Below are 13132 nucleotides of genomic sequence, written 5' to 3'. Positions count from 1 at the left end.
GCTTCCACCTGCTCCACTTCGCCCACCACCAGTAAAATGCGGACTTTATACCACCAGAACCGCCCGTAACGGAGGCGCATGCGATCGCCCAAGTCATTCAGTATCAAAGCGGACTGGCTGGAGCGATCCGATGCCCGATCGGTTTCAGGTCTGAGTTTTTTCTGCGCTTTATTCTGCCGAATATGCCACCAGACAGCATTGCCAAATAAACCTATTAATAGGAGCGGAAAAACTGTGGCGTAGGCATACAATGCGGATTTAAGCAGCCCCCGTTCCTCAAGTAATGTTTTATTCAAGTAGATCAACATGAGAAATATCCCAGCAAGGCTAAGGGTAATAAAAATATACCCAAAATAGCCATATTGGTGATGACGATTAATTTTCATTGATGTAATTCCTTAGTCATTAAATAGAGGCTAGCGCTCCCCTCTGGTAATTGATTGATAACGATATGATCGCTACCGGTCAGGCTAATTGCCTCAGTTAGCATGGCTGATGCCAAAAATATCGATAGCGGCCCCGGAGGACCAAAAGTATGATCGATTAAATGAACCGAATTTTCGGTGAAAAGATTAAACTCAGAGTCATGACTGTTAATTGCCAGTTCAGTCAGAACATCATTCGTGACACCCGTTATCCAAAGGTGCCGCATGTTATTTTTATCAATACGGTTATATTCAAACAATATCTGTAAGTCTTTGATTATTTCTCCGGGTAATGAAGGTAAGGTTCTTCCCATACCGGCAAGGACAGTAAGTTTTTCCTGCGCGGCAAATTTTATCGACGAAAATAATTGAGCCGAGACAAATTCACTGTAGGCTTTCTTGTTGTTTTCAGAAGGCCAGCACTGGAATGCAATAACCATTATCAGCCCTTCGAAATCATCCTCATCGTATAATTTATCGATCTCATCTCGGTTTATTATCGGTAAAGGGTTCATTTTCCACTGTCGATATATCGCAGGCTCATAAGAAGCGTGATCCTCGGAAGCAATATAAATCTGGCGTAAAAGAGAACGATAACCCGGACATTGTTGTTCAAAATCCTGATCAATTTTAGCTAATAATTGCCGTCTATCGCTTGATGGCAGAGATAATGCCCGTCCTTGTTCAGGAAAAGCAGGAATCTCTTTCGCATCACCTAACAATGGCGCAATACCTTGTTGCTCAGGCGTCAGAATAATATTACCGATCACCGCCAGTTGTTTTCTGCTCCATTGCTGCCATTGGAAACGAGTTTCAGCACTGGCTTCTTCCCAAGCGTATGCTGCCGCGCAATATTGCTCATAGCGATTTAATACCGCACCAAATAATAGCAGCCACACCAGAAAGGACGGTAAGCTGCTATAAATCGCCGCATGATAGAAATCGGTGGTATCTTTTAGCACAGCGTAAACCAATGTACCGACAATCAATATCAAAAGTAAAATGATAAACCATAATCGATAACGCAGAGGCGCCACGACTTTAAGTTCCGGTATTTCAGGAATAGGCCAACTCATAATAATAACTCGATATTATCCTAGGGAATGGAATCGAAAACGGGCAACAACAATCATATATCACCATTGAATGCATACCCTGTTTCGCATTTAAATAAAAAATCAGGCCACCGATTAATTTAACCGATTTGTCTTTATCATAGAACGTTAACGCTGTCACGCTTACGATTCTACTTTGATCAATGATATGACTGATAAACATAATTATCTCCTCATATTCTCATCCGTTTAACCATATAATCTTATCCATATCATTAATAAGAAGATAAGGGAGCCACTCATTAATACAGCGGCAAAAACCAAGAATGACACACGCCAGTACTTCTTATCTTGAATGCATTTCTTTATCCGACAAATGGCAGATACATCAAGCATCACAATTATCGGCCAAGTGTAAAATAATATTAAAAGATAGACTAATAATGCCGATCCCCAAAAACCAAAACTAATCACATCTAACCTCACTAACTGATTATTTCTTTAAACATCTGGTTTCTCCTTCTGCTGATGGTTAACCCTTACATCCCATAAAGGGTTTTATTTGAAATGTGTTATTGCCGTTTAAAAGCTCCGGGCCTAACCCTGACGGTCTGACTAATTGCATCCCAAAACGCCACAATTTCATTTTGGGTATAGGCTGTTGGTGTTTCTTTATCATTAACCACTGTTAAATCAAAAACCGGCGTTTTTTCCCCGCCTGTTTTCTCATTTGTCAGTAATGTAAACAGATAACGCGGATCATCACTATTCGGCTGCTGCCCCACCAGCAGCAACTCTTCGGTATCCAACTTATTAATTTTCCTCACTCCTTTACGGAAAACCCCTCCCCGATACAGACTCGCTGCAATTACACCGAAGCGTTCCAGCATACTGTCTTTTTCCCGAATATAGTTATTCGTCATCATGGTGACATTCAAATAATTAGCCGGATTCGTTTTATACACCAACTCCATAAACTCTTTATCTCTGTTATTATCGGCAATAAACGCATTGGGAATACAACTCCCTGCGGTAGTGGGTATTTCCGTCTCCTTACGTCCTTGTATACGGGATAATAAGTTTTTCAACTCAACCAATTTCTCTGGCACATCATTATCATAAATATCAGGAAAAGTTTGCCTCCCTTTGTCATAACGTGCAGCAGAAGCATTTGAAACTTTCATTTCTACTTTAATCGCCACACCATTATTGTACAAATGAGCTTCCAATACTCTGGCTGCATCCGATACACTCTGATCTTGCACACGTTCAAAAATAATCCCTTGCATTCCCTCAGGTAAGCGGTAGATATTTTTCAAATAAGGCATATTAACCGGATTCACTGTTTTTGTTTTCCGTAATGCTTCTTCCCGTAACCGAATACGCTGTTCAAAAGCAGGCGGATAGAGCAAGCTGGTCTCGATGAGATTATCATTCATCCAAATAGCATCATTGACAGTATTATTATAGCCCGCTGGCAAATCAACCAAATATCGGCCAATACAACGGGTTTGTAAGTTTGTTAATAATTTATCCACGGCTAATTTTTCCTTCTGATTTAACATAGTATGAGGGGGATAAGGCTGTAACTGTTGCCATAACCCGTAAAACACCACCACCAACAAGCTGACAATTGCAATAATGATTAATACTCTTTTTCTATTCATCGGGATAAGCCAAGGAAGTTTGTTTAACTACATTATTTGAATGACTGAACGTAAATCAGTATTCGTTTTTGCTTCTCTTTCTTCATCCTGATGGTTAACCCTTACATCCCTATAAGGGGTTTTATTTGAAGCATGTTATTGCCGTTTAAAAGCACCGGGTCTAACCCTGACGGTCTGACTAATCGCATCCCAAAATGCCACGATTTCATTCTGAGTATAGGCTGTTGGTGTTTCTTCATCATTAACCACCGTTAAATCAAACACCGGTGTTTCCTTTCCGCCAGTTTTTTCATTTGTCAGTAATGTAAACTGATAACGAGGATCATCACTATTCGGCTGCTGCCCCACCAACAGCAACTCTTCGGTATCCAACTTATTAATTTTCCTCACTCCTTTACGGAAAATGCTGCCTCGATACAGACTCGCTTTAATTACACCGAGGCGTTCCAGCATGCTGTCTTTTTCCCGGATAAAGTTATCCGTCTGTATCCTCACATTCAAATAATTATCCGGGTTCGTTTTATATAATGAACCAATATCTTCCTTATCCCTGTGATTATCGATAATAAACGCATTGGGAATACAACTCCCAGCGGTAGTGGGTATTTCCGTCTCCTTACGTCCTTGTATACGGGATAATAAGTTTTTCAACTCAACCAATTTCTCTGGCACAGTATTGGTATAGACCGTCGGTTCAGTCTGTCGATCCTTGTCATAACGTGCCGCAGAGCCATCTTTCGCTTTCATCTCCACTTTTATTGCCACACCATTATTGTACAGATGAGCTTCCAACACCCGGACTACATCCGGTACACTTTGGTTCTCCATCCGCTCGAAAATAATCCCTTGCATTCCTTCAGGTAAACGGTAGATATTTTTCAAATAAGGCATATCAATCGATTCCACCGTTTTTGTTTGCCGTAATGCCTCTTCCCGTAACTGAATACGCTGCTCAAAAGCAGGTAAGTAGAGCCGTTGAGTCTCTACCCAATTATCATTTACCCTAGCCATATTTACAGTGTTATTGTAGTCCGCTGGCAAATCAACCAAATATCGGCCAATACAACGGGTTTGCAAGTTTGTTAATAATCTATCCACGGCTAATTTTTCCTTCTGATTTAACACAGTATGAGGGGGATAAGGCTGTAACTGTTGCCATAACCCGTAAAACACCAGCAACAACAAGCTGACAATTGCAATAATGATTAATACTCTTTTTCTATTCATCGGGATAAGCTAGGGAAGTTTGTTTAACTAATTGCGCTATTTTGATAATTGCTCGCAGAGTAAAAAAACGGGTTTTATCAGTATTATAGGCATGCTCATGATCAACCTCCGCCCCCAATATTGAACGCAGCCCTCCAGCGGTAAACTTTCCACCCTGCACCGGTACTGTTCCATCACCGGGTTGCTGCGGCTGTTCAAGAATAAAAGCTCTTAAATGGCTATGGTCATCGGGTTTGTTTGGGTCGAAGGAATATCCCACCATGCGTGTATCAGAAAAGTGATTATTAAATGGATCATATACCGGTCTATTAAATGCCAGACTAGGATCATCTCCCCGGTCAACATAACTTCTACGAGTCCACCTCACGACACCGTAAGAGAGGTGTGTGGTACTGTTACCATAAAAGGCATAGGTATTGCTGTGATAACAACCAGTTAGTCCCTCAATAAAAGGCCGGACTTTTGTCGACAATATATCACGATATGTATCCCAATCCGCCTGCATTATTACCCTGTTTCTTTTCTCATTGGCCGGATTAATTAGACGATCTTCGCATAGCCCCCACCACTTATCACGTTGCAAGTAGATTTCTTCATAAGGATCGCGTTTGGGTAAGGTATAAAGTGTCTTACCATCTTTAATCTGCAACCACCCAGTGCCATATCTCAAACCGGGTAATAGTTGAAGTGGTCCCGGTGATTGCGCCATCACTGGCGTCATCTCGGCACCATTACTGCCGATAACCAGTCCGACTCCCCCCCCTTCACCCGCTTTCATCCGTTTATAAGCCGTCGGCGCGCCATAGGTCGGCATGACACCGTGTACAATACCCAGTATTTTCTTATGTCCTCCCAGTTTCTCTGAATAGTGACGCGCCACTAATCCCCCCATTGAGTGTGTCACCAGAATCACTTTTTCACAGGGCTGACCACGCTGTTTATAGCGTGTAATAATATCAATAACATACTCAACCAGTTGATTTGCCGAATCCGCATTAGACTGGAGCCAGTTATATCCCATGACATGAACCGGAAACTGATATTGATAACTCAGCTTAATCTCTTTCGATAAAAGCTTTTCTTCCCCCGTTTCCGCCTGTAGATCCATAAACTCCAGTTTCTGACGCAGGGTCAGTTCTCCTGTCTTATTCAACCGGTTAAACAATAACTCATCCTGATCATCCAACGCAGCCTGGAGCCAGGGTAAAAATTCTCCATAACTCATATAAGATGCCTGCCCCCAGCCTCGCTCTTGACGAGAAGGGAATTTGGAGCCTTCTTTATGATTGTCATCCACCCTTCCACTCGAATCGACCACAGTATTTTCCGGATCAAGCAGCTTTTTTCGTGTTTCTGCTCCTTTTAACATCCACTCCCACACGCTTCCAAAACCATCCACACGCCAGACTGACGTTCCATATTGATCTTGCAAATTACTCCCCATCACGCCGGGCAGAAAAATCACTGGGATCACCCGGTTAGGCACCTTATAGCAAATCGCCGTCAGATCCTTATGGCTGGGTGCACTCACTAGCGGGTAATACAACCTGCCATGCTCATCATAAACAGGATAAACAACCACTTTTTCTGATGAATCAGTCATAATCACTCCTTACCTTCTTTTAAATAAAACTTTATTGCTTCCACACCCAATTTCTTCTGTTTAGCCGTCTTACCGTCTGCACCCGTTATCGAAGAGTGCTGACTATCGTCATGATTGTGCAAAAAGGCATGTTGATCCTTCACCGGCATATCATCAAAAGGCCAGAGCACCTGCGGTGTGACGGAAAAATCCACTGTTTCACGTTGGGAAACCATCTGGCTAACACTCTGCCCGCCAAACTTCTGCCACACTGTTGCTCGTTGGATAATATGATTGGGCGCACCACACTCCACCTGACCATTTCCTATTCGGATATAACCACCGCCACTGACCAGCAAGATCTCCTGTTTGGCGCTGATGATCACTTTTCCCTCATGGCTATTCACCGTGATATCTTTCAGTGCCGCCAGCCCCATCTCATCACCCTGCGCCTCAATCTCTACCCGGCCTTTGCTGGCAAACAGTTTGATGCCCAGTTTTTGGGCAAACAGGCTGATCCTTTCACCTGCCGCTACCGTGAATTTTTTCAATACGCTGAAATCGGTACTTCTCCCACTGGTGGCGATAATATTTTCCCCGGCCGCCAACTGGAGGCTTTTTGCCGTCGTCTGCGCGATACCCTCCGGCGCGGAGAGTAACAACGCGGATTTTTTCAGTTCAGCTAACGTTTCACTTAACAACGCCTTCTGTTGCTGCAAATCCGCCAGTTCCGCTTTAGCGATTTCAGCCGCGCCGCATAATGCCTCGGTTAAGGTCTGCGCTTGTTGAAGTTGATTCAGCGCCGCCTCCATCGCCAGCACCTCACCCCCCGCTTTGGCCTGTTTATCCGCACTGATAAACAACCCTTTACCGGCCCGGATCACGCCCCAGTCGTCGGTTCGCAGCTCAAAGCCTTCACCCCGTTTATCCGGGTGTGGGCGCTGGCTATCAACGAGATGACCTAGGTTCAACTGGCTTTTACCGCCGTATTCGGTACTCAGTTTGATATGTTCCCGACCACGTTCGTCACCCATCCGCAGTTTGTTATTCGCCGGGGTGCGCAGAATGTTGCATTTGTAGTTGTAGAGATTGACGTGATCCGGGTGCATTGAATCGTGCAGAGCATGAGCAATATAGGGCCGGTCCGGGTCGCCCCCTTCAAAGGCGATCGCCACTTCGGTGCCTTCCAGCAACGGCCAGTGAAAGCCATACTTCTCCCCCGCGTACGGACGCGCCAGACGCACCCACAAGCTTTCGCTCCCCTGCGTCCATTCCGCCCGGTCAAAGTCAAACGACACCCGATACAAGCCGTCTTTGTCGATATCGCCGTAGATATCATTCACTTTTGTGCTGCTCACCCGCGCGGGTATCGTGCCGGCCATCACCGGTTTCGGCACCCGTTCCGGGCGAAAGCACACGGTCTCGGAATAGGGAATGGCGGTGAACGCCATCTCAAAACTGCTGTCCCGGCGGGCGCTGTTGGTGATCTGGGTGATGATCGCCCCTTTGCGAAACGCTTCCGGGGCGTCCCCCTTCACTTTCAATTCCTGCCCCGGCACCAGCGTAGCGGAAGTGGTCATTCCCCGCAGGCGGATGCGTTGATTCAGGTAACGCTCATGATGCAGGCGGGCATAAAACACCCCACTTTCCGTCTCCGGCTGATAGGCGTAACGGTCGCCGGGTATCCGGTAGTCATCGCGGTAATGGTACGCTTCGCCATAGGTGGTTTGGTCGCCCCGTGTCACATCCGCCTCGGTGTTCAGGCCAGGATACGGCCGGGCATCGTGGTAGTCATAATTGCGGGTGGTAATTTTTCCCTCCACCACCTGATACGCGGTCTCCATGCCCCACACCACCGCGTCCTCCTCGCCGTGCATGCCTGACGGATTGCGGGCAGGCAGGTAGACGTTGAACTGGTAGTCACGTTGATCGTCATAAAACTCCACCACATCGATCTTTAACCGGTCATCCGCTGTCACTTTGTACCAGATACCCACTTCCGCCAGCAGGCGTTGGATAAAGCGCAAGTCATCTTCGCCATACTGCATCACCTGTTCCCGCCTCGGGTAGTTGTGTGTCAGACTGAACAAGAAGTCCTGCCCGCGAAAGCCATGCCGCTCCCGCAGAATCTTCTCCACAATCTCCGGCACGGACAGTTTTTGGTAGATGGCGTATTGATGGCTTCTCGCCATCAGCGCCAGCCGGGGTTCCAGTATCACTTCATAACGGCTTTCGTCCCGCGAAGTAGAGAGCAGTTTAAAGCCGCTGATCACCCCGTAAACCGAGCGCAGCGGCTCCGGGGGCACAATCGACATCCACCGTATCCCCGGATTGATCTCAGGTGAAGTCAGGGTGAATGAGGCTTGCTGCATCAACATCTGTGCCGGTTCAATCCCTTTCTCCGAACTGGTGAATTCAATGGCATAGCGAAACGGCTGGCTTAAGGCTTCCTGCCCGGTAAAGGCCAGCACATCCAGCGGCGCTTTGTTGTACCACACTTTTAGTCTGTAGCGGCTGTGATCAAAGATGATCACCGGTGTTGAATACGTCATATTTTCTCCTAAATTTTCTGCGGCTATTAGTCAACAATAAGAACTCAATATAGGGCCATGTCATTATTGTCATACCGGGAAATAACCCACGCCGGTATTTCCCGGTCGGCAGTTAACTGAACCGTAAATATTTACACAGGCCATTCATGTTTTCGCAATACATCAAGGCATGAACAGGATGAGCGATTTACAAATTCTCCCATCCTCTTAATGGGTGCCTATAAAGATCAACTCTTTTTTCAAAAAAATACAATTTTTAATGTCTGGACTCTATCACCATTGGTATAACCGCATATCGACCAGGATATTTAACCCCACATAACAACAACATGACATTTATTGACAAAAATAAGCTTGCATTGATTGCCATAAAATGAGAAGGACTTGAGAATTCTGTTATAATCAGATAATCCCCCATGAGAGCAATATCCTATTTTCATTCCTATTCAATATGTTACATGGATTTCAATTTCATTATTCCTTTTTAAATATCACGCATCAATTCACTGTAAAAAAGAATAATTCTCATTCATGCTATACTAATAACAAGATATCCGGTGATGCAAGATAAAAAAACAGACCAACCTTGTCGCCGCAAGGCAAGTGTAAAGGCGCTACCACGAATACAATCCGATGGATTAATCAGAATATTGTTAATGATACTCTCTCAGGATATCTACCTTTTTACTGTCCCAAGAATTAGCAATTCGATTAACCGATTCAAACAACCTATTATCAAGAATGGGTGTAAATTACATTTCATGCTGATATGCCCACCATTTATTCCTTAATCTTCTACAGCAAGATAAATTATTTGTAGAGCAGGACAATTCTCTTAATTAGCCGATAATAAAGTCAATATTTTTTATCATAAAATGCATTTCGTTTAATTTTCATTAAACTTAAAAATAAATCACTAAACGTTTCTCTGTAAAACAGTCAACAATCCCAATGAATATGATATTCATTGATAACATGCTCATTTGTTTTTAATGAGAATTTATTCACAAAGATAGAGATAAATGAGTACTAAGACGTGGCAAATAATTACCAATTAATCAATAAAGTAACTTTTTGATGTTAAATAAATTCATCAAGTAATGGAACTATCTACCTCGTTAAGCTGTCATAAATTGATGAGATTCATTCCCCTATAATTAAGGATAGAAACTATAATGCTAAAACAACTTATCTCAGCTACTCTGATTTTTAGTCTACTGTCAACTGCTGCACTCGCAGGAAAACCACAAAACTATCTCTACACTTCATCCGATGAGCTCGATCAATTACGTCCTCTGTTGGAACGTCAAGACATTGACGGTGTACAGGTTGTTTATAGCTGGAAACAATTGGAGAGCGAGCCAGGGAAATATGATTTTTCCGCCATCGAAAAAGATCTGTCGTTGCTTAATAGAATAAAAAAGAAGCTGTTTATTCAGATCCAAGATCGCTTTTTTGAGAAAAATGCCCGCTACATTCCATTTTATCTCCAACAAGACACAAAATATCAAGGCGGTTTAGTTGCTCAAGTTGATAATCCCGGTGAAGGCAAAGCACAAAGTTATGGTTGGGTTGCTATTCAGTGGAATACAGCGTTGCGTAAAAGCTATCAGAATCTGCTTTCCGAACTGGCAAAAAAATTTGATGGCCGTATTGCCGGGATTAATCTACCAGAAACCGCCGTTGATATTGATATGAAACAGGATAAGACTGGTTTTAGCTGTGACCGCTATTTTGCCGCCGAACTTGATAATATCAAATTTGCCCGCCAGGTATTTAAAAAATCCTACGTGGTACAATATGTTAATTTCTGGCCATGTGAATGGGATAATGATCATCAGTATATGTCTCGCTTTTTTAATTTCGCGTCGAAAAATAAGATCGGTCTCGGCGGCCCCGATATCGTACCGTATCAATCTGCTCAGATGAAAAACGCTTATCCCTTTTTCAATCGCTACAAGGGCAAACTGGATTTGGTGGCAATGGCAGTCCAAGAACCCACGCTAACCTATACCAACCCAAAAACCAAAAAAACCTTCACTCAGCAGGAGTTTACCGATTTTGCCGAAAGCTATTTAGGGGCGAACATCATTTTTTGGAGCGCCACAACACCGTGGCTAAAGCAGTAAAACAAAGGCCATGCAGATTTGTGCATGCACAAATGGGTTGTCCTGACACCAGACAAGAATGAATAAGTATGTCAGGCTTTCGTATACGTTGCCCCAAAAGGCGAGGAACAGTCCATTTTTCCTCACCATTACCAGATATTCACTCGGAATATTCAAATAAGAATTATAAATATAAGTTTATCATTTAGGTACAGTGAAAAGTCTTTATAATTATCTCCACATAACAACAACGCGGAGCTTACAATAATCCTCTCCGCGTAGGTGAATTTTAACTCATGTCATTGACTGAATCGATGAAACGATTAAGTACACTTGAGTGCGATTTAGATTTATAAATATAACATTGATTTGCTGCACCAGGTTTTGCAATAGGAACAAAACTCAAAGCATCTCCGCCTTCCAATTCGTCAGGATGAGAATCGGTAATAAATATATAATCTCTGGAATAAATGAAATTCATGCAGCATCCCATATTATCCATCTGACGCATATTTACTTTTCCACCACTTTGAATAACTTCTTCTTCCAGGTTTTTAATGAAACTACTTTTATAAAGTACAGGATCGCATAGCCAAGTATTACTCTTGAGCAATTGCATCACATCGCCACCAGCAATATCCAATAATTCTTTTCGGCAGCAAATTCCCAATTCAGGCCCTTTTATTTTACGAATGAGACTAAAACGGTCACTTAGTATCTTTTCTGAGCTCAGAATGAGCGTGTTGCCGTCGTAATCCACTATTTCTTCAATGTTATCATAACTAAACCGGAATATATTTACCTGGGAGCTATTTCTGTCAGCTGCTTTATATAAATAAATAAGATGTTTGTTTTTCCCCCAATCGTAATAAATATTAACTATGTTACATATACTACCACTGATATGTTTTTTAGTTATTTCTTTTTCTTGTAAATAAAGATCTTTAAGATCATTATATAATTCTAAACCATCTTTAGTCAGACTCATCCCAAATTTCTCCCTTTTGAAAAGGCGCTTCCCTAATGTTGCCTCGAAGTCTTTGATTGATTTAGCTACTGGAGGAGTTGTACGGTTCATCACTCTTGCCGCTTTACTTAAAGAACCATTTTCCACCACTGCCATGAATGCTTCTAATTTACGAGAAAAAAACATAATTCACCGTTCCTATATAACTTGTGGCTAAAATAATTTCTTTGAAATAGCCTTCACCAAATGACAGCTAAATCAAGTTTGATACTGTGAAGGCATAAATTTTGTACAAAAAAACAAATACTTCTCAAACATATACCACATAAAAAAAGCGTATGTTCAATACATAGGTGGCTCAATAAACTCTATTATTCATGTTTATCATGGTTCAAAAATTAATCTCAACCAATCAACCATTAGAAAATATAAACATTACTAACGAGCTCAATTTTCTATCAAAGATTAGGATAGGGTTCTACATTTTTCAGTAATCAATTTTTGTAACACTTGAGATAAAAACGGTCTAACAGAGGCTGTTTCTCACCACAAATTATTATATTTTCCACAACAAATTATAATATTAGGGGGGCCGTTACTATTTCGTACTGACCATTGTCAATAGTTACTTTTTAAGATCCATCTGTTACTATTGTTCCTGTGTCTTTTTACTGGATGGCTGTAAAAGATGAAATTTATCTCTTTTAATATTAATGGATTACGTGCCCGCCCCCATCAGTTAGCTACGATCGTCGAGCAACATCGACCCGATGTTATCGGCTTACAGGAAACAAAAGTTCATGATGAAGCGTTCCCTTTAGAAGAGGTGAGAGAACTTGGCTATCATGTATTTTACCACGGCCAGAAAGCCCATTACGGCGTCGCTCTGTTAACGCGCCAGGCGCCTCTTGCTGTACATCGTGGTTTTCCAGGGGATGATGAAGATGCTCAACGCCGTGTTATCATGGCAGAAATGGAAACCCCACACGGGCCATTGACCGTTATTAATGGCTATTTTCCACAGGGAGAAAGCCGTGAACATCCAGTGAAATTTCCGGCAAAAGAGAAATTTTATCAGGATCTGCAAAACTATCTGGAGCAAAACTTAACCCCTCAATCACAAGTGATTATCATGGGCGATATGAATATCAGCCCGACAGATCTGGACATCGGAATTGGTGAGAACAACCAAAAACGCTGGCTAAAAACGGGTAAATGTTCTTTCCTGCCAGAAGAGAGAGATTGGATGGATCGCCTGAAAAACTGGGGCTTGGTTGATACATTCCGCCATCTCAATCCTGAATGTAACGACCAATTTTCCTGGTTTGATTATCGCTCCAAAGGGTTTGATGATAATCGCGGGCTACGTATTGATTTATTGCTTGCAACTAAACCCTTGGTGGAGCGCTGTATCGCAACAGGTATTGATTATAAAATCCGTGAGATGGAAAAACCTTCGGACCATGCCCCTGTTTGGGCAGAATTTAAAATCTGATATTCTATTAACATAGAATATCAATCGTTTATTTTAAAATAACGTTAATTAATA

8 protein-coding genes and 1 pseudogene are annotated in these 13132 nt (G+C 42.7%); 2 read left to right on the top strand and 7 right to left on the bottom strand.

All coding sequences use genetic code 11. From position 1 onward, the window contains the following. The 6 genes and pseudogenes from BA1DRAFT_RS15440 to BA1DRAFT_RS15410 form a co-directional block, all read right to left on the bottom strand. Nucleotides 1-386: pseudogene (locus tag BA1DRAFT_RS15440) on the bottom strand (ImcF-related family protein); the annotation flags it as partial. Beyond that, entirely contained in the window at nt 383-1501 is a 1119-nt protein-coding gene (locus BA1DRAFT_RS15435; protein WP_036780814.1) for a hypothetical protein, read from the bottom strand. The pseudogene BA1DRAFT_RS15440 and the gene BA1DRAFT_RS15435, both read right to left, overlap by 4 nt. A gap of 551 nt (nt 1502-2052) precedes the next feature. Continuing rightward, a complete protein-coding gene (locus tag BA1DRAFT_RS15425) occupies nt 2053-3147 on the bottom strand; it encodes a T6SS immunity protein Tli4 family protein (RefSeq protein WP_036780812.1) in 1095 nt (364 codons plus the stop codon). Nucleotides 3148-3282: 135 nt separating this feature from the next. Beyond that, complete coding sequence (locus BA1DRAFT_RS15420; RefSeq protein ID WP_036780810.1) at nt 3283-4374, bottom strand: T6SS immunity protein Tli4 family protein; 1092 nt, start codon at nt 4372-4374, stop codon at nt 3283-3285. Further along, nucleotides 4367-5977 carry an esterase/lipase family protein gene (locus tag BA1DRAFT_RS15415; RefSeq protein WP_036780808.1) on the bottom strand — a complete coding sequence of 537 codons (1611 nt, stop codon included), beginning with the start codon at nt 5975-5977 and terminating at the stop codon, nt 4367-4369. Before BA1DRAFT_RS15415 ends, BA1DRAFT_RS15420 begins: the two co-directional genes overlap by 8 nt. A 2-nt stretch (nt 5978-5979) precedes the next feature. Next, nucleotides 5980-8508, bottom strand: coding sequence for a type VI secretion system Vgr family protein (locus BA1DRAFT_RS15410; protein WP_036780807.1), 2529 nt, complete (start codon nt 8506-8508; stop codon nt 5980-5982). A 1172-nt stretch (nt 8509-9680) separates the two neighbouring features. Here BA1DRAFT_RS15410 and BA1DRAFT_RS15405 point away from each other — a divergent pair. Beyond that, nucleotides 9681-10637, top strand: a complete 957-nt coding sequence (locus tag BA1DRAFT_RS15405; RefSeq protein ID WP_152544334.1) for a hypothetical protein — start codon at nt 9681-9683, stop codon at nt 10635-10637. A gap of 268 nt (nt 10638-10905) precedes the next feature. On the opposite strand, the gene BA1DRAFT_RS15400 is transcribed toward BA1DRAFT_RS15405, so the two are convergent. Further along, complete coding sequence (locus BA1DRAFT_RS15400) at nt 10906-11769, bottom strand: helix-turn-helix domain-containing protein (protein ID WP_036780805.1); 864 nt, start codon at nt 11767-11769, stop codon at nt 10906-10908. A 502-nt stretch (nt 11770-12271) separates the two neighbouring features. On the opposite strand from BA1DRAFT_RS15400, the gene xthA reads away from it, so the two are divergent. Beyond that, on the top strand, nt 12272-13078 hold the full coding sequence (gene xthA / locus BA1DRAFT_RS15395; RefSeq protein ID WP_036780804.1) for an exodeoxyribonuclease III: 807 nt from the start codon (nt 12272-12274) through the stop codon (nt 13076-13078). Nucleotides 13079-13132 lie beyond the last annotated feature (54 nt).

Origin of the sequence: Photorhabdus aegyptia (assembly GCF_000612035.1) — a bacterium.
Taxonomy (GTDB): Bacteria; Pseudomonadota; Gammaproteobacteria; order Enterobacterales; family Enterobacteriaceae; genus Photorhabdus; species Photorhabdus akhurstii.
This window is presented reverse-complemented; position numbering and strand designations above follow the sequence as displayed.

Bases quoted from the DNA above. Each gene is read 5' to 3' on its own strand.
- xthA (WP_036780804.1), top strand. From the start codon at position 12,272: ATGAAATTTATCTCTTTTAATATTAATGGATTACGTGCCCGCCCCCAT.
- BA1DRAFT_RS15410 (WP_036780807.1), bottom strand. From the start codon at position 8,508: ATGACGTATTCAACACCGGTGATCATCTTTGATCACAGCCGCTACAGA.
- BA1DRAFT_RS15415 (WP_036780808.1), bottom strand. From the start codon at position 5,977: ATGACTGATTCATCAGAAAAAGTGGTTGTTTATCCTGTTTATGATGAG.
- BA1DRAFT_RS15400 (WP_036780805.1), bottom strand. From the start codon at position 11,769: ATGTTTTTTTCTCGTAAATTAGAAGCATTCATGGCAGTGGTGGAAAAT.
- BA1DRAFT_RS15435 (WP_036780814.1), bottom strand. From the start codon at position 1,501: ATGAGTTGGCCTATTCCTGAAATACCGGAACTTAAAGTCGTGGCGCCT.
- BA1DRAFT_RS15425 (WP_036780812.1), bottom strand. From the start codon at position 3,147: ATGAATAGAAAAAGAGTATTAATCATTATTGCAATTGTCAGCTTGTTG.
- BA1DRAFT_RS15420 (WP_036780810.1), bottom strand. From the start codon at position 4,374: ATGAATAGAAAAAGAGTATTAATCATTATTGCAATTGTCAGCTTGTTG.